This window comes from Sphingobium sp. B11D3D (assembly GCF_025961755.1).
Classification (GTDB): domain Bacteria; phylum Pseudomonadota; class Alphaproteobacteria; order Sphingomonadales; family Sphingomonadaceae; genus Sphingobium.
The window spans coordinates 2614390-2639934 of record NZ_JAOQOG010000001.1 but is presented as its reverse complement, the minus strand read 5'-3'; the positions used below and the strand labels follow the sequence as shown (position 1 = coordinate 2639934).

Here is a 25545-nt window from a genome sequence, read left to right as displayed (position 1 = left end):
AGGGCAATGGATTAGCTCTGCACCGCATATGCTGACCGGCCTCTCGATCCGTAACATCGTGCTCATCGAGGCGCTCGATCTCGTGTTCGAGCGGGGGCTGACCGTGCTCACCGGCGAAACCGGCGCGGGCAAGTCCATCCTGCTCGATGCGCTGGGCCTTGCGCTGGGGATGCGGGCCGATAGCGGCCTTGTGCGTGCCGGTGCCGATCAGGCCAGCGTGACCGCGACATTCGATCCGCCGGCGCCCGGTTCTGCCCTGGCCATCCTGCTGGCCGAAAGCGACGTCGCGCAGGAGCCGGGCGAGCCGCTGCTGATCCGCCGCACGCTCAAGGCCGATGGCGGCAGCCGCGCCTTCATCAACGATCAGCCTTGTTCGGCGGCGCTGCTGCGCGATGTCGGCGCCTATCTTGTCGAGATTCACGGCCAGCATGACGAGCGCGGCCTCATCAATCCGCGCGGGCATATGGACCTGCTCGATGCCTTTGGCGGACTGGATGCCGGAGCGGTACGCACCGCACACGGCGTCTGGCAGGCTGCGCAGGCGCGGCTCACCGAGGCCCGCGAGACGCTGGAGAGCGCCGCTCGTGAACGCGATTATCTCGCCCATGCCGTGGCGGAGCTGACGGCCTTCGCGCCCGAACCGGGTGAAGAGGAGACGCTCGCCGCCGAGCGTGCTGACATGCAGAAAGGCGCGCGCCTCACCGAGGACATGGCTGCGCTCGATGATCTGCTCGGCGGATCGGACGGTGCGCTGGCCAAGCTGCGGCAGGCAGCGCGACGGCTGGACCGGATCGGCGAGGAGCATGAGTTGCTGACGCAGGCGCTGGCTGCCTTCGATCGCGCCGTGATCGAGGCCAGCGAAGCGGAGGAGCATCTCGCGCGGGCCGGCGAAGCGCTGTCCGTCGATCCCGCGCGGCTCGACGCGATCGAGACCCGGCTGTTCGATCTGCGGGCCTTGGCGCGCAAGCATCAGGTCGCGGCCGACGATCTGGCCGATCTTGCGGCGCGCATGAGCGATCAGCTCGCGCGGATCGATGCGGGTGAGGCAGGGCTGGCCGATCTTGAACGGGACGTCGCGGCCGCACGGCAGGCATATGAAGCCGCAGCCCAGGCGCTCAGCGATGGCCGCCGGGAGGCCGCTGCCCGACTGGACGCGGCGGTCGCCGGCGAACTGGCTCCGCTCAAGCTGGATGCGGCGCGCTTCCGCACCGATGTCGAGCCGCTGCCGGAAGGGCAGTGGCGCGCGTCCGGCAAGGATCGGGTCGAGTTCATGATCTCTACCAATCCCGGCGCGCCTTTCGCACCGCTCACCAAGATCGCGTCGGGCGGCGAATTGTCGCGCTTCATCCTGTCCCTCAAGGTCGCGCTCGCCGCGCAGGGCAGCGCGGGCACGATGATCTTCGACGAGATCGACCGGGGCGTCGGCGGGGCCGTGGCCGGCGCGATCGGCGAGCGGCTGGCACGGCTCTCCGGTGACGGGCAGGTGATCGTCGTCACTCACTCCCCGCAGGTGGCCGCACGCGGCGCAGCGCATCTGCTCATCGCCAAATCCTCGCAGGGCACCATCACGCGCACCGGCGTCCATCCGCTCGACGATGCCGAACGCCGCGAGGAAATCGCCCGCATGCTCTCCGGCGCCGAGATCACCAACGAAGCCCGCGCGCAGGCCGAGCGGCTGCTGGAGGGGGTGTGAGGATGGGGACGTCCAACACCACCCCCGGCCCCTCCTCTGAAGAGGAGGGGAGGAAAAGCGCATGACCGACCCCCACACACTCACCGAAGCTGAGGCCGCGAACCGCCTCATGCGGCTCGCGAAGGAGATAGCGCGGCACAACGCGCTCTATCACGCCAATGACGCGCCCGAGATCAGCGATGCCGCTTTCGACGCGCTGGTGCGCGAGAATAATGCGCTGGAGGCAGCTTTCCCGCATCTGATCCGTGCGGACAGCCCCAATCGGCAGGTGGGCGCTTCGGTGGCGACGTCTGCGCTCGCCAAGGTGCGTCACGAGAAGCGCATGATGAGCCTCGACAACGCCTTTGCGGACGAGGATGTGGCGGAATTCGGTGCGCGCGTGCGGCGGTATCTGGCGCTCGGAGAGGACGAGCCGGTCTTGATGACGGCGGAGGACAAGATCGACGGCCTGTCGCTCTCCATCCGCTATGAGGACCGCAAGCTCGTCCGTGCGGCGACGCGCGGCGATGGCGAGGTGGGCGAGGACGTGACGCCCAATGTTGCGCATATCGGCGATATTCCCCAGACCCTGCCCGTCGACGCGCCGGCCATCCTGGAGGTGCGCGGCGAGGTCTATATGGAGAAGGCCGCCTTCACCGCGCTCAATGCGCGGCTGATGGACGAGGCGCGCGCGACGGCCGAGGCGCGCGGTGAGGCATTCGACCCCGAGGGCGTGCGCCAGTTCGCCAATCCGCGCAATGCCGCTGCCGGATCGCTGCGCCAGAAGGATGCGAGCGTCACCGCCAGCCGTCCGCTACGGTTTCTCGCGCATGGCTGGGGCGTGGTGAGCGATGATGGCCTGCCGGCGGATACGCAATATGGCGTGATGAAAGCGCTGGAAGGCTGGGGCATTCCGGTGTCGCGGCATCTGGTGCTGTGCGATGGCAGCGCGGCGATGCTGGCGCATTATCGCGCCATCCAGCAGCAGCGCGCGGACCTGAATTACGATATCGACGGCGTGGTCTACAAGGTGGACCGGCTGGACTGGCAGGCGCGGCTCGGCTTCGTTGCCAAGGCACCGCGCTGGGCGATTGCGCATAAATTCCCTGCCGAACAGGCCGAGACGACGCTGGAAGCCATCGACATTCAGGTCGGCCGCACGGGCAAGCTGACGCCGGTGGGGCGGCTCAAGCCGGTCACGGTAGGTGGCGTGGTGGTCCAGAACGTCACCCTGCACAATCGCGACGAGATCGCGCGGCTGGGCGTGCGGCCCGGCGACCGGATTCTCGTCCAGCGCGCTGGCGATGTGATCCCGCAGGTCGTGGACAATCTGACGCGGGATGCGGAGCGGGCGCCCTATGTCTTCCCCGATCATTGCCCGGAATGCGGCAGCGAGGCGGTGGCGGAGGAAGGTGAGGTCGATGTGCGCTGCACGGCGGGCCTCATCTGCCCGGCCCAACGCATCGAGCGGCTCAACCACTTCGTCAGTCGCGGCGCGATGGATATCGATGGCTTGGGCGACAAGACCATTCGCGAGTTCTTCGCGCTCGGCTGGCTGGAGTATGGCCCGGCGGACATCTTCCGGCTCAGGCAGCATCGCGCCGATCTGCTGGGCCGCGAGGGCTGGAAGGAGAAGTCGGTCGACAATCTCCTCAAGGCCATCGAGGACCGGCGCGCGCCCGATGCCGCGCGGCTGCTGTTCGGCCTCGGCATTCGCCATGTCGGCGCGGTAACAGCGCGCGATCTGATGAAGGCCTTCGCGACCCTGCCGGTGCTGCAAGCGTGGTCGATGCTTGCCAATGCCGACCGGCTTCCGTTCGCATCGAGCGAAGTCGAGATGCTGATGCGCGAACGGGTCTCGACGTCGCTCGACCCGAACGGGGACGTTGTCCAACAGGCCAAGGCCACGCTCACCGCGATCGAAGGCATCGGCGGCGCCGTGGTCGAGGCGCTGGGCGACTTCTTCCATGAGGAACATAATGTCGCGGCGTGGGACGACCTGCTCGCGCAGGTTTCGCCGCCGCCTTATGTGGTGGATGTGAAGGCCAGCGCCGTCTCGGGCAAGACCATCGTCTTCACCGGCAAGCTGGAGACGATGAGCCGCGATGAAGCCAAGGCGCAGGCCGAGGCGCTGGGGGCCCGGTCCGCCGGATCGGTCAGCGCGTCGACCGATCTGGTGGTTGCGGGGCCGGGCGCCGGTTCCAAGCTCAAGAAAGCCGCCGACCTCGGGATCGAGGTGATCGACGAGGCCGCCTGGGCCGAGATCGTGCGGAGCGCCGGCTAGGGCGCCTCCGCGTCAGGCCAGCGCCGTGCGGTACATGGCGAGCAACGCCGCCCAGGCCTTTTCCGCCGCGTCATGGTTATAGGCCTGGCTGCCGGGCACGCACCAGCCATGGTCGGCGGGGTAGACCTCGACCGTGGCGGTCTTGCCCGCCGCATCGAACGCCTTGCGCAGGATCGTCTTGGACTCCGGCTCCTTGGCATCGTCATTCTGCGCCACCGCGACGAGATAGGCGGCATCGGTCTTGGGGATGAGCAGATGCGGACTGCTCGGCTGGTCGGTGGTCAGGCCTCCGCCATGGAAGCTGCCGACCGCGCCGATCCGTGCCGAAGCGACAGCGGCGGTGCGGAAGGAGAGCGGACCGCCCATGCAGTAGCCCTGCACGCCGGCCTTACGGCCCTTGTCGACCTGCGGCTGCGCGTCGAGGAACGCGAGATAGGCCGCCGCGTCATGATCGACTGCGGCATCGCTCATGGCGGCGCGATAGCCGAACAGGATCTTGCGCGACTCCGGATTGCTGAAGTCGAATGTTCCGTCGATCACCGGCGCGACGGCGTTGCGGTAGAAGGGGTTGGGGACGAGGACCACATAGCCCTCGGCTGCTAGGCGCCGGCCCATCTCGCGGAACACCGGGCGCAGGCCCATTATGTCCGGCCACATCAGCACGGCAGGCCAGGGCCCCGTGCCGGCGGGGTGGAAGAGGGCGGCATCGGCAGAACCGTCGGGCGTTTTGATGGTCACATTCTTCTCGGTGACGTTGGCGACGGCCTGCGCGGTCGCCGCGCCAGCGAAGCCGACGGCGGCACCGGTGGCCATGAACATGCGCCGGGTGACGCTCCAATCCTCGACCAGGCCCTGATGGATGTCATTGTCGCACATGCCGAATCTCTCCCTCGCAGCGTCAGGCGGGGATGGTCGGTCGGCGCGGGCGCCCTGTCAATGCGTAGCCGGTCTTACCAGCTGCCGAAGCCGGGCGCGGCGCCATGATCGCCCGTGCGCCAGCGCGTCGGGCGGCGCCAGCCGAAGCGATGGCGCTTGCGCAGCACGAGCGTGGGCCAGTCGCCATGGTCGAACCGCCAGATCAGCACCATGCCCTGCGCGCGATAGGCGGCCTGCACGCGGCCGGCCTGACTATCCAGCAGGCCCGCCAGCATCAGCGTGCCGCCCTCGGCGACCTGTGCGGAGAGGCTTGGCGCCAACTCGATCAACGGCCCGGCGAGAATATTGGCGATGAGCAGATCATAAGGCGCAAGGCCTTGAATGAGCGGATGCTCGACCCCCGGCGCGGCGACCAACCGCAGCGCCCCCGCGCCGGCCCCGAGCGGAACGCCGTTCAAATCGGCATTTTCGGCCGAAACGTCCACCGCGACAGGATCGATGTCGGAGGCCAGCACATGAGCGCGCGGCCACAGACGGTTGGCGGCGAATGCAAGCAGGCCGGTGCCGGTGCCGATGTCCGCAATATTGCCATAGCGCATACCCCGCGCCTTGAGGTCGGCCAGCGCCAGTAGGCAGCCGCGTGTCGTCTCATGCTGGCCGGTACCGAAGGCGCGGCTGGCGGGGATGAGAAAATCGATGCGGTCGGCGCGCGGGCTGTCCACACTGTCGTGGCGGACATGGAACGGCCCGGCCGTCATCGGTTCCAGGCCGGCTTGGCTCTGCGTCACCCAGTCGGTGTCCGGCAATTGCGCCAGCGTGTAGGGGGTGGCCGCGCCATCGGGCATCAGCGCCGCGATGGCATCGATGGTCGCGCGCGTCGGCTTGGTTTCGAAGATGATGTCAAGCTGCCAGGCATCGGGCTGGCTTTCGTCCGGCTCGCTCGCCAGAATCGCGGGCGGCGAGGGCCAGTCGATGAACAGCGGCTCGGCCTCAAGCTCGAACCGCTCGGCGACGGCGCGCGTGCAGGAAAAGGTCATCTGCCAGGGCGTCGCGGGCGCGACGCTGGCGGTGGAGGAACGCTTTGTCATGCCCTCTCTCTAGCCGATTTGGACGGCAAAGGGAGAGAGAATGGACCGTGTCACCCCCCGCGGAGCGGATTTGTCAGACGGCGCGTCGGATTGGCGGATAAGCCGGCTGCGGCTCTGCCTGGGCGTCGGTCGCCGGTGCCATGGAGACCACGAAATTGGCCGAGCGCGTGCGCAGGGCGCCGAGCAGGTTGCGGACTTCGGTGAAGCCGCTTTCCAGCTCGTCGATCTCCGAGGCGACGATCTCCGTATCCTGCCGGATCGCCGAAATGTTGGATGACATGGAGTCGGCGGCAAGCGCCGTCTCGTCCACTGCAGCGGTAATCATCGTTACGGTTTGCGATTGCGCGTCCATCGCGGTGCGGATGCGCATGCCCATGGTCTGCACGTTGAGCACGGTTTCGCGGATGCGTTCGTTGGTCTCGACCGTATGCCGCGTGGCGTTCTGGATGGCGGCGATCTTCTGCGCGATGTCGTCGGTGGCGTGGGCGGTCTGGCTCGCCAGCGACTTCACTTCCTGCGCGACGACGGCAAAGCCGCGTCCGGCATCGCCGGCGCGCGCGGCCTCGATGGTCGCGTTGAGGGCAAGGAGATTGGTCTGCCCGGCAATATCGCGGATCAGGCCGAGGATCGATTCGATGGACTGTGCGTGATCGCTCAGCGCGGTCGAGACATTCACGGCCTCGCCGGCCTGCTCGGAGGCCAGGGCGGCGACTTCCGCCGCCTGGTCCACTTCGGTGCGGGCTTCCTCGATGGCGCGGATCAGGCCGGAGCTGGTGTGCGCGGCTTCGCGCATGGCGATGGCCGATTGTTCGGCAGCGGCGGCGACTTCGGAAGCCTTATCGAGCATCCCGCGCGTGGCGTTCGAGGATTCGCGGGCTTGTTCGCGCAGGCGCTCGCCCAGTTGCGCGGCCAGATCGATCTGCGTGTTGAGAAGTTCGGAGAATTTGTCGCGCTGGCGCTGCCGCTCGATCCGGTCCTGCTCGCGGATCGTGTCGGCGTAAAAGGCGCAGCACACTTCCGCTTGCACCAGCGAGATGAACCGCATGGCGGCCAGCAATTCCGAGCGCTCGTCGCGATCGGCCACGAGCTCCGTCAGGATATCACGGACCTTGTCGACCACGCGGTTAATGATGACGATCTGGGTGCGGATGGAGACATCGCGCGCCAGCATCTTCATGACGCCGGTCCGCGCCATCTCCGTCCATTCTTCCCCGGCGAAATCGCTGAGCAATGTTCGATGGAAGGTTCTTGCGCCCTGCCGCGTGGCTTCCAGCTCCGCCGGGCCGACCGCCGTAAGGTCGATGCAGGGGAGGTAGACCGCCATGGCGGTGTCGCCCAGTTCGTCGATGCGGTCTCCGAGATAAGCCAGGATTTGACGCGCCCGCCCCGGCAATGTCGCTTGGGGGTCGAACTCCTGCAGCCGTTCAGCCATTGAAATCGTGTCGCTTTTTCCTGCGATCATGGCCTCGGTGCCCCTTTTGTCCTGCCATTTGCCGGGTCGTATGGGGTGGCGTGATATCGGCCTTTCGTTAATCGAGGGCTAACATCCTCTGTTTTCCATGTTCATCGGGACCTCAGTCTGCACATTGGTGACATGGCGCCAGCGAGCGTTTGCAGTGCAGCAGCTTTGCGCTAAAGGGGCGCATTCTTTCACGAACAGGACTGCTCGATCATGGCGCAATCCGGGCGAAGGCCGCTTTCCCCGCACCTCACCATCTGGAAGTGGGGCCCGCATATGCTTCTTTCCATCCTCCACCGGGTGACGGGGGATGGCATGGCGATTCTGGGGGGCCTCGGCCTGACCTGGTGGCTGTATGCGGCGGCGAGCGGACCCGCAGCCTATGCGAACTTCCAATATTATGTCTGGCAAGCTGATGCGGGCGATCTGGCTGGCCTGATTGCCAATGTGATCGCGCGCATCGTGCTGATCGGCCTGACCTGGGCCTTCTTCCAGCACATGCTCTCGGGCCTGCGCCATCTGGTGATGGACATGGGCGCGGGCTTTGAGCTGACGGCGAACAAGCGGTGGTCGAAGGTCATTCTCGCCGCCTCGGCGCTGGCGACTGTGGCCTTCTGGGCGTGGATCTTCGTGGGGAGGGCATTCTGATGGGCAGCGGAACCAGACTGGGCCGCGTGCGTGGCCTCGGCTCGGCACGGAGCGGCACGCATCACTGGATCGCCCAGCGCTTCACGGCGATCGGCAATCTGCTGCTGGTGAGCTGGCTGCTGGCCAGCCTGGCGCTGCTTCCGGCGCATGATCATGCGGCCATCACCGGCTGGCTGACCCAGCCCATCGTCGCGGTGCCGATGATGGTGATGATTGTCAGCGTTTTCTATCACATCCGCCTCGGTCTTCAGGTGCTTATCGAGGATTATGTGCATGATGAGGGGCTGAAGTTCGCCACGCTCATCCTGCTGCACTTCTTCGTTATCGGCTGTGCCGCGGTCAGCCTGTTCTCTGTCGCGAAAATCGCCTTGGCCGGAGGGGCGCTCTAATCATGACGCAAGCCTACAAGATCATCGATCACACCTATGACGCCGTCGTCGTCGGCGCCGGCGGCTCGGGCCTGCGCGCCACCATGGGTATTGCCGAGAGCGGCCTCAAGACCGCCTGCATCACCAAGGTGTTCCCGACCCGCAGCCACACCGTCGCTGCGCAAGGCGGCATCGCGGCGAGCCTCGGCAATATGGGGCCGGACCACTGGACCTGGCACATGTACGATACGGTCAAGGGCTCCGACTGGCTCGGCGACCAGGACGCCATCGAATATATGGTGCGCGAGGCGCCCGCGGCCGTTTACGAGCTGGAACATGCCGGCGTGCCGTTCAGCCGCACGCAGGAAGGCAAGATCTACCAGCGCCCGTTCGGCGGCATGATGCAGAATATGGGCGAAGGCCCGCCGGCCCAGCGCACCTGCGCGGCGGCGGATCGCACCGGCCACGCCATGCTGCACGCGCTCTACCAGCAGAGCCTGAAGTATGACGCGGACTTTTTCATTGAATATTTCGCGCTCGACCTGATCATGGAGGACACGCCGGACGGCCCTGTCTGCCGTGGCGTCATCGCCCTCTGCATGGATGATGGGACGATCCATCGCTTCCGCGCCCATTGCGTCGTGCTCGCTACGGGCGGCTACGGCCGGGCCTATTTCTCGGCCACCAGCGCCCACACCTGCACGGGTGACGGCGGTGCCATGGTGCTGCGCGCCGGCCTGCCGCTGCAGGATCTGGAGTTCGTCCAGTTCCACCCGACTGGCATCTACGGTGCAGGCGTGCTCATCACCGAGGGCGCACGCGGCGAAGGCGGCTATCTCACCAACTCGGAAGGCGAGCGCTTCATGGAGCGCTATGCCCCGTCCGCCAAGGATCTCGCCTCGCGCGACGTCGTGTCGCGGTCCATGGCGATGGAAATCCGTGAGGGTCGGGGCGTCGGCGCGAACAAGGATCACATCCACCTGCACCTCGATCATATCGATCCCAAGGTGCTGGCCGAGCGCCTGCCGGGCATTACCGAGAGCGGCAAGATCTTCGCGGGCGTGGACCTGACCCGCCAGCCGCTGCCGGTGGTGCCGACCGTCCATTATAATATGGGCGGCATTCCGACCAATTATCATGGCGAGGTTGTCACCCGGAAGGGCGACAATCCCGATCATGTCGTGCCGGGCCTGTTCGCGGTCGGTGAGGCTGCCTGCGTCTCGGTACACGGCGCCAATCGCCTGGGCTCAAACAGCCTGATCGACCTCGTGGTGTTCGGCCGGGCGACCGGCAAGCGTATTGCCGAGATCGTGAAGCCCGATACGCCGCACAAGCCGCTGCCCAAGAGCGGTGACGAGCTGGCGCTGGGTCGTCTCGATCACTTCCGCAATGCCAAGGGCGGCACGCCCACGGCGCAGATCCGCCTCGACATGCAGCGCACGATGCAGGCTCACGCCGCCGTGTTCCGCACCGAGGAGCTGATGGCGGAAGGTGTCGAAAAGCTCGGCAAAATCTACGAGGGGATGACGGACATCGGGGTCACCGATCGCTCGCTCATCTGGAACAGCGATCTCGTCGAGACGCTGGAGCTGGACAACCTCATTTCGCAAGCCAGCGTCACCATCCACGGCGCGATTGCGCGCAAGGAAAGCCGTGGCGCCCATGCACGCGAGGATTATGCCGATCGCGACGATGCCAACTGGATGAAGCACACCCTTGGCTGGTTCGAAGGCTGGGGTGGCAAGGGAGGCAGCGTGAAGCTCGATAGCCGTCCGGTGCATGACTACACGCTGACCGACGACATCGACTATATCGCGCCGAAGAAGCGCGTTTACTGATCGGGCTCCATCGCGATGGCGTGCCAACAGAGCGTCCCGCACGATGTGGCTCCGGCAGGCGTTTTCAGCTTGGTCGTTGGGGGATCGTCAGTCGTCTGACGATAGCCGGGCTGGCCAGAGCAGGGGCGACCAGCGCCCCTACCTGGCTGTCATAGCCCTGGCGCTCAGGTCGCTGCGGAAGCGAGTGCCTGTTTGATGCGCAACTTCTCTTTCTTGAGGGTGGCGAGCCGGTAACTGTCCGGCGCAGGACGGGTAATCTCGTCCTTGATCCGGGCCTCCAGCCCGGCATGCTTGGCGTGCAGTGCGGAAACGTGGCTTGTGTCCATCATGTCCTCCTTGGCCATTGCTTCAATGGAGGTTCAGTAGATCACCAATCGCGCTCGCTGTCTCTGGCAATTGCGCGAAGCTGCGATAAATCGAGACCCGTCATGCGGTGTCACGTTCTTTCGTTAAACATTCTTTCTGTGGGCAGACAGAAGCTTGCGGGCACGCGAAAGAAAAGTCGCTAACCACCTTCTTTTGTTGCGCAGTTGCGCATTGCCGCGCCAAGGGTGCCCTGCCATGTAGGCGTGCCGTTCAGAACTGGGGGCGAATCGGTGATATCGATCGAGGAAATCGAGCAGCGGCTGGAAGCCTTGCGTGTCGAGCATCGCGATCTCGACTGCGCGATTGCGGCTTTGGGTCAGCTTTCCTTGCCCGACCAACTCCAGCTTGCCCGCCTCAAGAAGCGCAAGCTGCGCCTCCGCGACGAGATCACCATGCTGGAAAACAGCCTCATTCCTGACATTATCGCCTGACCGCCCACGGGTATAAGCGGCCGCCGGATCCGCCCAGATGGTATATTGAAGGTTAATCGACCTGACGTTCCGCCCGGCTTGTGGCAGCACAGTCTCATGAACGACTCGATGCCCCCGCACGTGCTTGACCGTCAGCTTGTCGACGCCCTGTATGTCGATGCCATGGTGCTGGCTGATGAGGCGCGCTCCTATTTCGATGATCGCGCCGAGGAGCATCGTCAGTCGCTGGGTCGCATCGGCTGGGTCGATTTCTCCTGCGAATCGATCAAGGTGACGACGCGGCTGATGCACGTCATCGCGTGGCTGCTCACGCAGCGCGCGATCTTCAACGGCGAGATGCGCGAATCCGCGCGGGAGGAGGAGCGCTATCGGCTTGGCCCAGCCGCCCTCACGCCGCTCGACGTCTCGTGCCAGTTCAACGAAGAGATGCGCGCGCTCATCGCCAGCTCCGAGGAGCTCTATGCGCGAGTGGCCCGCCTCGAGCGCCAGTTCCTGGCCCGCAGGTCCCGCTTGTCGGCGATGCCGATCAATCCGGCGCATGTTCTGCTGACGCGGCTTGAACGGGCCTTCTGAGCCGTCCGGCCGGACAGCCCGCCGCAAAACGGTACGTCACGCGCGAATGCTGCTTGCAGTCCTGCGACAAGCTCATAGACAGGCCTGATGCTGCGGCGATCGCGTTTGGGCAGGTGTTCCCGTGCAGGTGGGACTTTCATGGCGATCCTGCTGGCGGCGCAGGGCGCGCTGACGTGCGACCGCGCGCTGGCGCAAACGTCGCCCGGTCAAGCCACCCCAGCGCCCGACGCCGCGCAGGACGCGCTCGATCTCGAGGACATGCCCGACATCGGCCTCGACTGGCCGGACCTCGATCAGCCGGGGGAACCTCTGGCAGTGGAGGACAGTGACGCCAGAGGAGAGGCCGAGCCCGCGCTAGCGGGCGGGCAGGGGACAGCAACGCCTCCAACGCAAGCTCCCGCCGGCACTGAGCCGGACCCCCTAGGCGGCACGGCGGGCGAAGCGGCAGCCCTTGCTGCGCTCGACCCCACCCAGCCGCTGCGTTATCAGCTCAATCTTGAAGGGCTGGATGATGCTGCCGATCCCATGTTCTACAGCCGGTTCGATGCACTATCGGCGCTGCGGACGGGGGAAGGCGACCGTGCCAGCATCGCGCAGATCCGGCGTCGGGCGCAGACCGATGAGGAACTGCTCGAAGATCTGCTGCGCACCCGGGGCTATTATGAGGGCCGGAGCCGTGCGCGCTTTGGCGTCAGTGGAGCAAGTGACCCCTATGTCCGCGTCGCGCTACGGGCCGTCCCCGGCCAGCGCTTCGCCCTGAGCGCGGTGGAGGTGTTCGGGCTGGACGGGACGATGGCGGACGGCAAGCCGTTGCGCTCGCTTTTCCCCGTGAAGGTGGGAGACCCGGCCGACACCGACACCATATTGGCCGCGACAAGCGCGCTGCGCGTCAGCCTCGAAGAGGGCGGCTATCCATTTGCGCAGGTGCGCGAGCCGGTGCTCACTGTCGACCACCAGCAGCGTCAGGCCCTGCTCAGCCTCAACGCCGATACCGGCGACTTCCTTCGCTTCGGCTCAATCCGTGTGAATGAGGGCGCGCCGTTCGATGCGCGGCACGTGGCCGTCATCAGCCGCTTCTCGCCCGGCGACCCGTTCAAGCAAAGCGAGCTGACCGATCTCAACCGGGCCATCGTCGCGACCGGGCTGGTCTCCCAGCTCACCATCACGCCCGAAGCGCGGCCTGACCGCGAGGCGGTGGACATCGTCGTGAACATGACCCGCGCGCCGCCACGGACGATCGCGGGGGAAATCGGTTATGGCACCGGCGAAGGCGCGCGCGTGGAAGTGCGCTGGCAGCACCGCAATCTGGTGCCGCCGGAAGGGGCGGTGACGCTGCGCGGCGTGATCGGTACCCAGGAACAGAGCGCGTCCGCGATCTTCCGGCGCAACAATCTGTGGCAGCGCGATCAGGCTCTCAATGGCGAGCTCAGCATCGCCAATGTCGATCAGCCGGCTTATGACGCGCTGACCGCAGGCATCGCCGCGAGTCTGGAAAAGCACACCAACCTGATTTTCCAGAAGGAATGGACCTGGTCCGCTGGCCTTGAGCTGCGTGTCAGCGACGAGCGGCGCCTATATGAGGGGTCGCCCGATCCGGTGCGGCGCCGCTATCTCATTCTCGCCCTGCCGACGAGCCTGACTCATGATGGCAGCGACGATCTGCTCGATCCGCGCAAGGGTTTCCGCCTCGGCGGGCGCCTGTCTCCCGAGCTCTCTTTGCAGGATGGCGCGTTCGGCTATGTCCGCGCGCAGATCGATGGCAGCACCTATATTCCGGTCGGCGAGCGACTGACCATCGCCGGGCGCGCGCGTCTGGGCACCATCGTCGGCGCGTCGGCCGACCGCATTGCGCCGACGCGGCGCTTCTACGCCGGCGGCGGCGCCTCGGTGCGCGGCTATGCCTATCAGGCCATCGGCCCGCGCGACCTCAATAACGATCCGGTGGGCGGGCGCAGCCTTGGCGAAATCTCGCTGGAAGCGCGCTATCGCTTCGGTAGTCTCAACCAGTTCGGCATCGTGCCGTTCATAGATGCCGGGACGATCTCGCCCGATCCCCTGCCCACGATCCGCGAGATGCGCGTCGGTGCCGGCCTCGGCTTTCGGTATTACAGCAACTTCGGGCCGATCCGGATCGATGTCGGCACCCCGCTGAATCCGCAACCGGGCGACTCGCGCATCGGCGTCTATGTGTCGCTGGGGCAGGCATTCTGATGGCCGCGCAAGACGAGCCCCTGCCGGAGGGTGCGTCGGAGCAGGCGCCGCCGCCGCCCCGCCGCAAGCGCTCGCTGCTGCGCTCGGGGTTCAGCCTCTCGGTCATTCTGCTCATCGTAGCGCTGGTGGTGGCGCTCTGGGGTGGGGTGCGCTGGCTGGATAGCGAAGGCGGCCATCGCTTCATCATCCGCAAGATCGCGCAGTGGGAGGCGACCTCCGGCCTGCGCATCACCGTGGGCGCCATTGAGGGGCGCGTCTTCAACGACATGGTGCTGCGCGATGTGCGCTTTTTCGATACGCAAGGGCAGTTCGCCAGGGTCGATCGCGCCGATGTGAGCTGGTATCCGCTCGGCTGGCTCTCCAACCGGCTCGATCTTGATCGGCTGCACATCCATTCGGCCGACCTTTCCCGCCGGCCCGCGCTCAAGCCCTCGACCTCGCCCAAGCAGCCGCTGCTGCCGGGGTTCGACATTCGGCTGGCGGACCTGCGGGTGGACAGGCTGGGCATCGGCCCGGCGGTGTTGGGCGAGGCGCACGTGGTCCGCGCAATTGGCAATGCCGACGTGCGCTCCGGTCGCGCGGTCATCGACCTGCTGGCGACCGCGCCGCGCACGGGCGATGTGCTGCGTGTGGCGCTGGACAGTCGCCCGGACGATCGTCGGTTCGATCTCGATGCGATTGTCGTCGGGCCACAGGGCGGCGTGATCGCGAGTACGCTGGACGCCCAGCAACCGGTTTCGCTTCGCATCCATGGCGATGGCGACTGGCGCCGCTGGAAGGGCCGGCTGACGGCGCTGACCGCCAACCGCCTCACCGCGAACGTCGCACTGACCGCAGTTGAGGGCCGCTATCAGGCGAAGGGGCCGCTGGCGTTGCTCGGCCCGCTCGAACCGCTGACCGCGCTGGGCAGCCAGCAGGCGCAGATCGAGACGGACGTGCGGTTCGACAACCGGCTGCTCTCGGGCACCGCCTCACTGGCGATGCCGGCCGCCAAGCTGACGGCTAATGGCGGTGTGGATTTCGGCCGCAATCGGTTCGATGAGCTGCGCGTTTCGGCGGTGGTCGCGCGGCCCGGCCAGTTGGCGAAGGGCGTCGCCGGCCAGTCCGTCAATCTGCGCGCCCGGCTGTCCGGCGCATTCGATGCGATGGAGGTGGGGTATCTGCTGACCTCTGCCGAGCTGCGGCAGGGCGGGTTGGCGCTTCGCAATATCCGTCTGGAAGGCGAGGGCCGGCTGAACGGCCCGCGCGGACGCTTTCCCATCCGGCTGACGGCGCAGGCACTGACTGTCGGCCAGCGCGCCGTGGATGAGCGGCTGCGCAATCTGGTGATTCAGAGCGTGCTGCTGAAGAATGGCGATGATCTGCGCATGGATCGCTCGGACGTGCGGGCCAGCGGTTTTCGCGGGCAGATCGAGGGGCAAGGCAATCTCGGCTCTGGGAGCTATCTCGCGAGTTTTCGCGGCGGTCTGAATGGACTGGAGATTGCCGGCCTGGGTCGGCTCGATCTCGATGCCGTGCTGCGGCTGGCCCGGCCGCCGCAAGGGCAGAGCAGCTTTTCCGGCACGGCCCGCGCGACGATGCGGCGGCTCGACAATCGCTTCCTGCTTGGCCTTGGGGAGGGGCTGCCGATCATCACCAGTCAGGTCGGGCTGGCGCCGGGCGGCGGCATCGCGTTGCGCGATCTGCGGCTGGTGGCGCCCGCGCTCACCCTTGTCGGCCAAGGGCGGATCGACGGCGCTGGCCAGCTCGATCTGCGCGGGCAGGGCGAGCATCGCGATTACGGTCCCCTGCAACTGGCGCTCGCTGGGAAGCCGGATCGCCCCCGGGTCGACATCACCCTTGCGCGCCCGCTGCCGGCAGTTGGCCTCGCCAATGTCCACGCGCTGCTGACCCCGGACGATCAGGGCTATGCCGTGACGGTCGAGGGCGGCTCGATGTTCGGCACCTTCGCCGCGACCGGCGCGATCCTGCTGCCGCGCGGTGGCGCCGCGACGATCTCGGTGGCGGATCTGGGCGTGAGCGGCGTCACGGTGCGCGGCGATCTCGTGCCGGTGGACGGCGGCTTGCAGGGCGCCCTGTCGCTTTCCGGTCCCGCCGAGGGCGCAGTGACGCTGGGCATGGTCGATGGCGTGCAGCGCATCGGCTTCGATGTCGATCTGAGCGGGGCCAACTTCACAGGCTCGCCGGGCATCGTCATCAATCGTGGCTCGCTGGAGGGCGAAGCGCTGCTCCGTCCTGGCGCGGTGACGATCAACGCCAATGCGCAGGGTCGCGGCGTACGCGTCGGCGGCGTGCGGATCGGGCGGTTCGCCGGTGCGCTCAAGCTGGTCAATGGCGAGGGAACGGCCACCGTCTCCATGAACGCGCGGACGGGGCGCAGTTTCGATCTGCAGGCGCGCGCCGGCATCGCGCCGAACCGGATCAGCATCGATCTGGATGGCTCACTGGATGAATCGGCGATCCGGCTCGACCGGACGGCGGTGTTCAGCCGGGAAGGGGATGGCTGGCGCCTCGCGCCCGCGACGCTGCGGATGCAGCGCGGCGCCCTGCGCCTGTCCGGCTTCCTCGGCGCCACGCGCACGGAGTTGAATGCCACAATGCAGGCGGTGCCGCTGCTGCTGCTCGATCTGGCCAATGACGACCTGGGATTGGGTGGCACCATGGACGGCACGGCGCACTATGTCGCGCCGGTCGACGGGCCGCCGACCGGCAAGCTCAATTTGCGCGTGAAAGGCCTCACTCGCTCTGGCCTGGCGCTCAGCTCAGCGCCGATCGATATGGGCCTCAATGCCGAGCTGGATACGCGCCGACTGGCAGCCCGTGCCGTGGTGGCGCGTGGCGGGAAGGTGGTCGGTCGCGCGCAGGCGCTGGTGACACCGCTTGGCAGCGGGTCGCTGAGCCAGCGTCTGTTCCGGTCGCCCTTGCAGGCCCAGTTCCGCTATGCCGGCGATGCCGACACGCTCTGGCGGCTCACCAATGTCGAGATCGTTTCGCTGGGCGGCGATCTGCGCCTGTCCGCCAGTGCCGGCGGCACCTTGTCGGACCCGCGCATTGAAGGGACGCTCTCCACGCGCAATGGCCGCATCACCAGCCCGGTGACCGGCATGGTGATCCGCGATGTGCAGGCGAGCGGTCGGTTCAACGGATCGCAACTGTCGATTCCAGACCTTCAGGGCCGGGCCGGCAGCGGCAAGGTTACCGGTACGGCGGTGTTCGATCTCTCTGCCGAGCGCGGCATCGGCATGGATATCGCGCTGCAGGCAGATCGCGCAGTGCTGATGGACCGCGACGATGTCGGCGCGACAGTGACCGGCCCCGTACGCATCGTCTCCTCCGGCAGCGGGGGCACGATCTCGGGCAATCTGGAGGCCGTCTCCAGCCGGTTTACGCTCGGGCGCGCCAGTTCGTCGACGGAAATTCCGCGCCTGCGTCTGGTCGAGATCAACCGCTCGGGCGATCAGGTGGAGCGGGCGCGGGCGGATGCGCCCTGGCGGCTCGACATCACCGCCAAGGCGCCGCGCGGCCTCATCGTCGAAGGGCTGGGGATGCAGAGCGAATGGTCGGCCGATCTCAAGATCGGCGGGCTGGCGACCGCGCCGGCCTTCTCCGGCGTGGCGACGCTGACGCGCGGCACCTATGATTTCGCGGGGCGCCGGTTCGATCTGCAGGAGGGCCGCCTGACCTTCACCGGTAGCACCCCCGTCAATCCGCGCCTCGATATCCGCGCGGTGGCGGACGTGCAGGATTTGAGCGCAACGATCAACGTGACCGGCACGAGTATGCGGCCGATCATCGCCTTCTCCAGCATTCCGGCGATGGCGCAGGATGAACTGCTCTCCCGCCTGCTGTTCGGAACCTCGATCGCCAACCTCTCGGCGCCTGAGGCGCTGCAGCTTGCCTCGGCCGTGGCGGCATTCCAGGGCGGGGGTGGCGGTCTTGACCCGATCAACGCCGTCCGCCGCGCGACCGGCCTCTCGCGGCTGCGCGTGCTGGCGGCCGATACCACCACGGGACGGCAAACCTCGATCGCGGCCGGCAAGAATATCGGCGAGCATCTCTATGTCGAGCTGATTACGGACGGGCAGGGCTATAGCGCCACCAGCATCGAATATCAGATCACCCGCTGGCTGGCCTTGATCTCCACCGTGTCGACCATCGGCCGGCAGAGCGCGGCGGCGCGGATTTCCAAGGATTATTGAGCCGGGGCGGGCGGCGTCAATCGGCGGCGCCAGCTGCCGTGGCGGAACCAGTAGAGGCAGAGCAAGGCCGCCGCGACATTGGCGATCGGATAACTCCACCATACGCCTGCGATGCCCCAGTGGGTGGCATAAGCAATCAGATAGGCCGCCGGCATCTGGAACCCCCATTGCATGATGATCGAGATGACCATCGAGTGGCTCGGGCTGCCCGCGCCCCGGAATGCCCCGAGTAACGCTTGCGGCACGGTGAGCACGCCCAGAAAGGGGAAGTAGACATAGGCGAAGGTCGAGGCGAGGGCGATCACATCCGGCTCGCCCGGCGCCAGCGCGGCCATGATCGCCGGCACGAATGGCAGATTAAACAAGCCGATGAGCGTCATCCCGCCAAAGCCGAGCCAGGCAGAAAGGCGCGCAGCCTGTTCCGCGCGCTCGGTGAGGCCGGCGCCGACATTCTGGCCGACCACGGCTGCGGTGGCGATGGAGAGGCCGAGCATGGGCGTAAACCAGAAGAACAGCGGCCGCGTCCCCACGCCATAAGCAGCAAGGCCGAGCGTGCCGAAGCTGGCGGCCAGCGCCATGAGCAGCACCGAGCTGAAGGTGCGGATCGCCTGCTCGATGGAAGCAGGCAGGCCAAGCCCCAGCGCCAGGCGGATATGCGACCAGTCCGCGCGGAAATGCCGGGCCCGCACATGCAGGGCGGATCGCCCTGAGAGCATGTGATGGAGCAGTACCAGCAGCGCGCCGATCTGCACGATCACCGTCGCCAGCGCAGCCCCGGCAATGCCCAGGGCGGGAAACGGCCCGATGCCGAAGATCAGCAGCGGATCGATCAGTGCATTGGCGATGACGCTGCCGATCTGCACGCGCATCGCAAAGCGCACCTCGCCGGCGGCTTGCAACATCGCCTGCATGGCCATGAAGCCGAACATCGGCACCATGCCGATGAAGCGGATGTGCAGATAATCGGTCGCCCGCGCATGGATTGCCGGCTCCACGCCAATGAGGGTGAGCACGGCCGAGGCCGAGAAGGCGCCCGCGAGTGTGAAGGCCAGCGCGACGATGCCGACCATCAGCAGGGTCTGCGCCGCGACATGATCGAGCGCTTCCATGCGCCGCGCGCCCATATTCTGCGCGATGAGCACCGCGCCGGCAGTCGACAGGCCGGAACCCAGGCCGATCAGCACGAAGAACAGCGGCCCGCTGGCGGTCACAGCGGCAATCGCGGCCTCGCCGAGCCGGCCAACCCAGAAGGCGTTGACGATATCGAAGCTGGCCTGCGCGAGATTGGTGACGGTGATCGGCCAGGCCACGCGCAGCAGCACCGTGAGCAGCCGCCCTTCCGTCATCGAGACGCTTCTGCCGCCCATTGTCGCGCGATCCTCCCCCAGCTTCGCTCAGGGGTAGAGAGCGGCCCTGCGGATGACAAGCGAGGATGATTGGCGCGCCCTGTGCGTGGCGGCGGCGCGGATCATTGGCATTCACCCACAATAAAAGGCCCGGGACCTTTCGATCCCGGGCCTTCCGTTAGCTTAGTCCTGAGGATCAGGAGCTGTAGTACATGTCGAACTCGACCGGGCTGGGCGCCATTTCCCAGCGGTACACTTCCGGCCACTTCAGCTCGATATAGGCGTCGATCTGGTCCTTGGAGAACACGTCGCCCTTGAGCAGGAAGTCGTGGTCGGCTTCCAGGCTGTTCAGCGCTTCACGCAGCGAGGCGCAAACCGTGGGAACCTGGCTCAGCTCTTCGGGCGGCAGGTCGTAGAGGTTCTTGTCCATTGCCTCGCCGGGGTGGATCTTGTTCTCGATGCCGTCGAGGCCGGCCATCAGCAGCGCGGCGTAGCACAGATAGGGGTTGGCCATCGCGTCGGGGAAGCGGAACTCGACGCGCTTCGCCTTGGCACCCGAACCGTAAGGAATACGGCAGGAGGCCGAGCGGTTGCGAGCCGAATAGGCCAGAAGCACGGGCGCCTCGAAGCCGGGGACCAGACGCTTGTAGCTGTTGGTCGTCGGGTTGGTGAAGGCGTTAAGCGCCTTGGCGTGCTTGATGACGCCGCCGATGAAGTAGAGGCACATGTCGGACAGGCCGGCATAGCCGTTACCAGCGAACAGCGGATTGCCCTTGTCCCAGATCGAGATGTGGGTGTGCATGCCCGAGCCGTTGTCCTGCGCGATCGGCTTGGGCATGAACGTGGCGCTCTTGCCATAGGCCTGGGCGACCATCATCACGACATACTTGTAGATCTGCATGCGGTCAGCGGTGGTGACGAGCGTGCCGAAGGTGAGGCCCAGCTCGTGCTGCGCAGCGGCCACCTCATGGTGGTGCTTGTCGCAGGGCAGACCCATTTCGAGCATGGTCGTGACCATCTCGGCGCGGATGTCCGTGCAGGGATCGACCGGAGCGACCGGGAAGTAGCCGCCCTTGGCGCGCGGACGGTGGCCGAGGTTGCCGGCCTCATATTCGCGGCCGGTGTTGGTCGGCAGCTCGATGTCGTCGATCTTGTAGAAGGACTCGTTGTAGTCCGTGTTGAAGCGGACGTCGTCGAACATGAAGAACTCGGCTTCCGGGCCGACATACACAGTGTCGCCGAAACCGGCGGCCTTCACATAGGCCTCGGCGCGCACGGCGGTCGAGCGCGGGTCACGACCGTAGAGTTCGCCGCTCGAGGGCTCGACGATGTTGCAGAACAGGATCATCATCGGCGTCGCGCTGAACGGATCGACATAGACCGCGTCCAGATCGGGCTTCAGGATCATGTCGGACTCGTTGATCGCCTTCCAGCCCTCGATGGAGCTGCCGTCGAACATGAGGCCTTCCTCAAGCTCGTCCTCGCCCAGCACACCGGCGCACATGGTCAGGTGCTGCCACTTGCCCTTGGGATCGGTAAAGCGCAGATCGACCCATTCGATCTCCTTTTCCTCGATCATCTTGAGGATGTCTTTGGGCGTATTGGCCATGAGGATGTTACCTTCTCTTTGGTCTGAGTTGTTGCGGGTCTTCGGTCAGCGAACGGAAACGGTCAGATGGCAGCTTCGTCGAGCTCGCCGGTGCGGATGCGCACGGCCTTTTCGACGGGGATGACGAAGATCTTGCCGTCGCCGATGCGGCCCGTCTGTGCGGCGCTGGAGATGGCATCGACCACGCGATCGACGATCTCGTCCGCCACCACCACTTCGAGCTTCACCTTCGGCAGGAAGTCCACGACATATTCGGCGCCGCGATAAAGCTCGGTGTGACCCTTCTGTCGCCCGAAGCCCTTCGCCTCCGTGACGGTGATTCCGGATACGCCGACTTCGTGCAGCGCTTCCTTCACATCATCCAGCTTGAACGGCTTGATGATTGCTTCCACCTTCTTCATGTCAAACGCACCCCTTTGTTTCGCGGTTTGATTGCGGACCGCGACATGCTGCCCGGACGATTTCGACCCAGGCGACATGCGCGACCGCGCAGGAAATCGGACGCTACAGCGCCCGTTCGCGAATCACCAGCGAAGCATTGGACACTTTGCGGTGACTTGTCGATATTGCCCGGATTTCGGGCATTTTGGACAGCAGTTGCCCAAATAATAGGCACCGATCTGCGCCTGTCGAAACACGAGCTCCGGATAGCGGCCAGCGTCAATAAGGCGGGCGGTGCAAACCCTTGGGGCTGAGCGTGAAAATCTCGCAGCCATCCTCGGTAATGCCGATCGAATGCTCGAACTGCGCCGAGAGCGATCGGTCGCGCGTGACCGCCGTCCAGCCATCCTCGAGCATCTTCACGGTCGGCTTGCCGGCATTGATCATCGGCTCGATGGTGAAGATCATGCCCGGCCGCAATTCGGGGCCGGTGCCGGGCCGTCCGACATGGATCACCTCGGGCGCGTCATGGAACACCCGGCCGAGGCCGTGGCCGCAGAAATCCCTCACCACGCCGTAGCGATGCCGTTCGGCATAGCTCTGGATTGCATGACCGATGTCGCCGAGATGATTGCCCGGCTTGGCCTGCTCGATGCCCAGCATCAGGCAGTCATAAGTCACGTCGACCAGGCGCCGCGCCTTCACCGGTACATCGCCGACCAGGTACATGCGGCTGGTGTCGCCATGCCAGCCCTCCACCAACGGGGTAACGTCGATGTTGACGATGTCGCCGTCCTTGAGCGGCTTGTCGCCCGGCATCCCGTGGCAGATCACATTATTGAGGCTGATGCAGCAGCTATAGGCATAGCCGTGATAGCCCAGTGTCGCGGGCACGGCGCCGGCATCCAGCATCATCTGGCGGATTAAATCATCGATGTCGGAGGTCTTCGCGCCCGGCACGACCAGTGGTACGATCGCATCGAGAATCTCGGCGGCCAGCCGGCCCGCCTTGCGCATTCCGGCAAAGCCCTCCGGGCCATGCAGCTTGATGGCGGAGGTGCGGACGTTCTGGGTTTCGGCGGTCGGCGTGAGATAGGTCGTCATCCGCTCCATATAGGGGGAGGCGTGCGGAAAGGCGATAGGCTTGCCACGGGATGGGGGACGCAATGCAGGACGCTACGCAAATAGCCGGAGGGGACCTCAGCGGAGGCTGCGCGTGCGGCGCGGCGCGCTATCGCGTTTCGCGCGCGCCGATCTTCGTGAACAACTGCCACTGCCGGCGCTGCCAGGTGCAGACGGGGTCGACGTCGGTCGTCAACATGTTCGTGGAGGCCGAAAGCGTGGACCTCTTGAGCGGAACGCTCAGCGAGCATGTCGTAAAGGCGGGCAGTGGCGGCGACCATATCATCTGCCGCTGCACGGCATGCGGGACGGCGCTCTGGAGCTATTATCCCCGACTGGGCAGGCTCGGCGCGGGGGTGCGGGTCGGCACGCTGGACGACCCCGCGCGGGTGAAGCTGGACGCGGTGATCTTCACCGCCAGCAAAATGCCATGGACGGCGCTCCCCGAGGATATCCCGTGCTTTGAGGCCACCTACAGCCCGGCCGAGCTCCTCCCGCCCGACCGTTTATCGCGCCTTGAGGCGCTCATCGCCCAGCGCGCGGCTGGCGGCGGATGACGGCGCCGGGCAGAAATTTTCCGGTCTCGCTTGGCGCGATGCGGCGCCGGGTCTAAAGCCAGGCCATGAGCGAACGCATCTGGACTGCCGCCCTTCTCGTGATCGGCGACGAGATTCTTTCTGGTCGCACGCAGGACCGCAATGTGGCGCAGATCGGCACCTGGCTGAACGTGCAGGGCATCCGCCTGCGGGAAGTGCGCGTGGTGGGCGATGATGCGGCGGCGATTGGCGAGGCGGTGAATATTCTGCGCGCCCGCAACGATTATCTCTTCACAACCGGCGGCATCGGCCCGACGCATGACGATATCACGGTCGATTCCATCGCGGCTGCCTTGGGCGTGCCCGTGGTCGTCCATCCCGAAGCGCGTGCAATCCTGGAAGCCTATTACGCCTCGCGGGGCGGCATCAACGAGGCGCGGTTGCGCATGGCGCGCGTGCCGGAGGGCGCCGCGCTGATCCCGAATCATTATTCCGGCGCCCCGGGCATTCAGGTCGGCAACATCTTCATCATGGCCGGTGTGCCGCACATCACGGCAGGCATGCTCGCGGAACTGACGGGCAAGCTCGAGGGCGGCGCGCCGCTGCTCTCGCGCACCATTGGCTGCAATGTGGCCGAAAGCGAGATTGCCGATCAGCTCGCCCAGATCGAGCGGCAGCACGAGGGGTGCCAGATCGGCAGCTATCCCTTCTTCCGCGAAGGCAAGGTCGGGGCCAATTTCGTAGTCCGCGCCACCGATCAGGCGCGGCTCGATGCCTGCGTGGACGATCTCAACGCGGCGCTGGTCGCGGCGGGTTTTCAGCCGGTCGACGGCGGTATCTGACGCACAGAGGGCGGCCCGCGCCTGGCGGTGATGCGGGGGCGTGCTCTATCCCGCATATTCCGTCGCGCGAACGAACATCCGCACGAGGCGCCGGCGAAGCGCCTGCCGCTGGTCGAAATTGTCGACGGTAGCGGCGCGCGCGAGATCCCCGCATCGCCCCGAGAACTGCACTGCCCCGGCATCCTCGGCGCAGCGCGCGAGCCAACCGGCCGATGTGGCGACGGCGCGGTCATGGATCGTCAGCGCGCGGGTGCAGAGTGCTGGCATGTCGTCGGTGCAGCCCATCGCGAAGGCCAGATAAGCGATATAGTCCGGCGCCCACACATCGTCAGAGACGCCCAACGCATCAGCGTCTGGAATGTCATCCGCGAGGATTTCGCAGCCATTTCCGTCGATGAACGGGCTGTCATTGTGGAGGAAGCAGGCGCGGGACAGGATGTTGAAGGCCCTGTCCAACTGTGGTTGGCCGGCGAGGCCCCTGCGGTAGATGATCCCCAGATATTTGCAGGCATAGGGGCCGATCCCGATGTCGGATGAATCGCAGACGCGCGCCATTTTCTCCTTCGCGGCGCCATAGTCCCGCAGCGTGCTGTTCAGAAAATAGATCTTCCCGGCCTCATAGCAGCCGCCCACTTGAAAACCCGCGTCGCAGGATGCTTCATAGGCGGCGAGGGCGGCGCGTGCATCGCCCCGCCGTTCCGCCGCGACGCCAGCCTGCCAGCAACTGTCGACGTTCGAGTCTTTCACGCAGGCAGCGGAAGACGGCTCGCCCCCGGAGGAGGCCTGCGCCGGCTGGGCAGTCGCTGCGCTCGAGAGAAACATCGCGCCGATCATCATGACGAGGGCTGCCAGCGCTGATCGCATTCTTTGTCTCCTGAGCCGACGAATGGGCCGCATCAGTCAGGAAGCGGCCATCACGCGCTGAATCTGCCGACCTCCGCTGCGTGGATCAAGCGCAGTGGAGCGGCCACCCTCAAATGCACCGTGCGAGCGGGAAAATTCAACCGGTTCGGCGGCTTAATGCTGGTAGGAATTTCTGGAAATTGGAGCGGGTGAGGGGAATCGAACCCCCGTCGTCAGCTTGGGAAGCTGCTGCTCTACCATTGAGCTACACCCGCTAATCAGGCGTTTCGCGCTGATCAGGCCGTCCCTGTTGCATCGTTTTGGCAACCGCGGCGGCGGCGACGCCTATGGCATAGGCTCATCACAGCGTCAATTTGCGAACGACGCGGGTCGGCGCCTGACACTGCGGCTCGTGAAACGCATGAGCAGCCAAGTTGCAGTCGCGAAAGGTCGGGCTTGAACGGTATCAACTTCGCTGAGAATCGACCGGCTGCTTGCCGGCTGCTCTGTTAGCAATACCGAAACATCCGAAGTCGACCTCAGCCAAGTTGCTTTCCCGTTTGATCAAGACGAGCGCTCTGTGCACCGCGACCATCTTGCGACGTCCCTCGACGAGATTTGATAGAGCGGCAGACATATCATCCAACAGCTTTTGAAAGCGCGCCGGCTCAATCACCGTGGTACGTTTGGTTTCGAGGATACTTGTCGTCAGCCGCGCCAGATCGAGCAGGGCCAGGTCCGTACTGTTGAAGGCGGTTTCGATGTCGGCCGCAATGGTGCGACCGCCGGCTTCAGAAATGTCCATAAATCCTCCGAGATGCAGATGTACCGGGTGACGCCGCCAGTGTTAGCC

21 protein-coding genes and 1 tRNA gene are annotated in these 25545 nt (G+C 65.9%); 11 read left to right on the top strand and 11 right to left on the bottom strand.

What is annotated here, in order from left to right; genetic code table 11:
• Positions 1-28 precede the first annotated feature (28 nt).
• Together recN and ligA are read left to right on the top strand one after the other, a co-directional pair.
• Positions 29-1693, top strand: a complete 1665-nt coding sequence (gene recN, locus M2334_RS12500; protein WP_264605592.1) for a DNA repair protein RecN — start codon at positions 29-31, stop codon at positions 1691-1693.
• A 61-nt stretch (positions 1694-1754) separates the two neighbouring features.
• On the top strand, positions 1755-3956 hold the full coding sequence (gene ligA, locus M2334_RS12495; protein WP_264605591.1) for an NAD-dependent DNA ligase LigA: 2202 nt from the start codon (positions 1755-1757) through the stop codon (positions 3954-3956).
• Positions 3957-3968: 12 nt separating this feature from the next.
• On the opposite strand, the gene M2334_RS12490 is transcribed toward ligA, so the two are convergent.
• The 3 genes from M2334_RS12490 to M2334_RS12480 all read right to left on the bottom strand — a co-directional run bounded on the left by M2334_RS12490 (position 3969) and on the right by M2334_RS12480 (position 7352).
• A complete protein-coding gene (locus tag M2334_RS12490; protein ID WP_264594895.1) occupies positions 3969-4832 on the bottom strand; it encodes a dienelactone hydrolase family protein in 864 nt (287 codons plus the stop codon).
• 74 nt (positions 4833-4906) lie between these two features.
• Complete coding sequence (locus M2334_RS12485) at positions 4907-5920, bottom strand: 50S ribosomal protein L11 methyltransferase (RefSeq protein WP_264594894.1); 1014 nt, start codon at positions 5918-5920, stop codon at positions 4907-4909.
• A gap of 73 nt (positions 5921-5993) precedes the next feature.
• Complete coding sequence (locus tag M2334_RS12480; protein ID WP_264594893.1) at positions 5994-7352, bottom strand: methyl-accepting chemotaxis protein; 1359 nt, start codon at positions 7350-7352, stop codon at positions 5994-5996.
• A 240-nt stretch (positions 7353-7592) separates the two neighbouring features.
• On the opposite strand from M2334_RS12480, the gene sdhC reads away from it, so the two are divergent.
• From sdhC to sdhA, 3 genes are read left to right on the top strand one after another with little or no spacing between them, the layout of a single operon-like run.
• Positions 7593-8027, top strand: a complete 435-nt coding sequence (sdhC, locus tag M2334_RS12475) for a succinate dehydrogenase, cytochrome b556 subunit (RefSeq protein ID WP_264569748.1) — start codon at positions 7593-7595, stop codon at positions 8025-8027.
• Complete coding sequence (gene sdhD, locus M2334_RS12470; RefSeq protein WP_264605590.1) at positions 8027-8416, top strand: succinate dehydrogenase, hydrophobic membrane anchor protein; 390 nt, start codon at positions 8027-8029, stop codon at positions 8414-8416. Before sdhC ends, sdhD begins: the two co-directional genes overlap by 1 nt.
• A 2-nt stretch (positions 8417-8418) precedes the next feature.
• Positions 8419-10233 carry a succinate dehydrogenase flavoprotein subunit gene (gene sdhA, locus M2334_RS12465; RefSeq protein WP_264584568.1) on the top strand — a complete coding sequence of 605 codons (1815 nt, stop codon included), beginning with the start codon at positions 8419-8421 and terminating at the stop codon, positions 10231-10233.
• A gap of 164 nt (positions 10234-10397) precedes the next feature.
• On the opposite strand, the gene M2334_RS12460 is transcribed toward sdhA, so the two are convergent.
• Positions 10398-10559, bottom strand: a complete 162-nt coding sequence (locus M2334_RS12460; protein WP_181561349.1) for a YdcH family protein — start codon at positions 10557-10559, stop codon at positions 10398-10400.
• A gap of 243 nt (positions 10560-10802) precedes the next feature.
• On the opposite strand from M2334_RS12460, the gene M2334_RS12455 reads away from it, so the two are divergent.
• The 4 genes from M2334_RS12455 (at position 10803) to M2334_RS12440 (ending at position 18013) form a co-directional block, all read left to right on the top strand.
• Positions 10803-11030, top strand: coding sequence for a YdcH family protein (locus M2334_RS12455; protein WP_413716446.1), 228 nt, complete (start codon positions 10803-10805; stop codon positions 11028-11030).
• Positions 11031-11126: 96 nt separating this feature from the next.
• Positions 11127-11603: a DUF1465 family protein gene (locus tag M2334_RS12450; RefSeq protein ID WP_264605589.1), complete on the top strand. Its 477-nt coding sequence runs from the start codon at positions 11127-11129 to the stop codon at positions 11601-11603.
• A gap of 138 nt (positions 11604-11741) precedes the next feature.
• On the top strand, positions 11742-13814 hold the full coding sequence (locus M2334_RS12445) for an autotransporter assembly complex protein TamA (RefSeq protein WP_264605588.1): 2073 nt from the start codon (positions 11742-11744) through the stop codon (positions 13812-13814).
• A complete protein-coding gene (locus tag M2334_RS12440) occupies positions 13814-18013 on the top strand; it encodes a translocation/assembly module TamB domain-containing protein (RefSeq protein WP_264605587.1) in 4200 nt (1399 codons plus the stop codon). Before M2334_RS12445 ends, M2334_RS12440 begins: the two co-directional genes overlap by 1 nt.
• Here M2334_RS12440 and M2334_RS12435 read toward each other — a convergent pair.
• The 4 genes from M2334_RS12435 to map form a co-directional block, all read right to left on the bottom strand.
• Positions 18007-19380, bottom strand: a complete 1374-nt coding sequence (locus M2334_RS12435; RefSeq protein ID WP_264605586.1) for an MATE family efflux transporter — start codon at positions 19378-19380, stop codon at positions 18007-18009. The genes M2334_RS12440 and M2334_RS12435 overlap by 7 nt on opposite strands.
• 175 nt (positions 19381-19555) lie before the next feature.
• Positions 19556-20968, bottom strand: a complete 1413-nt coding sequence (gene glnA, locus M2334_RS12430) for a type I glutamate--ammonia ligase (RefSeq protein WP_181559031.1) — start codon at positions 20966-20968, stop codon at positions 19556-19558.
• A gap of 62 nt (positions 20969-21030) precedes the next feature.
• Positions 21031-21369: a P-II family nitrogen regulator gene (locus M2334_RS12425; protein WP_181559032.1), complete on the bottom strand. Its 339-nt coding sequence runs from the start codon at positions 21367-21369 to the stop codon at positions 21031-21033.
• 259 nt (positions 21370-21628) lie between these two features.
• Positions 21629-22453: a type I methionyl aminopeptidase gene (map, locus tag M2334_RS12420; RefSeq protein WP_264576285.1), complete on the bottom strand. Its 825-nt coding sequence runs from the start codon at positions 22451-22453 to the stop codon at positions 21629-21631.
• A 62-nt stretch (positions 22454-22515) separates the two neighbouring features.
• On the opposite strand from map, the gene M2334_RS12415 reads away from it, so the two are divergent.
• Together M2334_RS12415 and M2334_RS12410 are read left to right on the top strand one after the other, a co-directional pair.
• On the top strand, positions 22516-23028 hold the full coding sequence (locus M2334_RS12415) for a GFA family protein (protein WP_264605585.1): 513 nt from the start codon (positions 22516-22518) through the stop codon (positions 23026-23028).
• Positions 23029-23093: 65 nt separating this feature from the next.
• A complete protein-coding gene (locus M2334_RS12410) occupies positions 23094-23849 on the top strand; it encodes a competence/damage-inducible protein A (RefSeq protein ID WP_264574729.1) in 756 nt (251 codons plus the stop codon).
• A 45-nt stretch (positions 23850-23894) separates the two neighbouring features.
• Here M2334_RS12410 and M2334_RS12405 read toward each other — a convergent pair whose 3' ends face one another.
• From M2334_RS12405 to M2334_RS12395, 3 genes are all read right to left on the bottom strand, one after another.
• A complete protein-coding gene (locus tag M2334_RS12405; protein WP_264574730.1) occupies positions 23895-24713 on the bottom strand; it encodes a hypothetical protein in 819 nt (272 codons plus the stop codon).
• Between the two features lie 180 nt (positions 24714-24893).
• A tRNA-Gly gene (locus M2334_RS12400) sits at positions 24894-24967 on the bottom strand.
• Positions 24968-25158: 191 nt separating this feature from the next.
• Positions 25159-25497, bottom strand: coding sequence for a hypothetical protein (locus M2334_RS12395; RefSeq protein ID WP_264574731.1), 339 nt, complete (start codon positions 25495-25497; stop codon positions 25159-25161).
• Positions 25498-25545 lie beyond the last annotated feature (48 nt).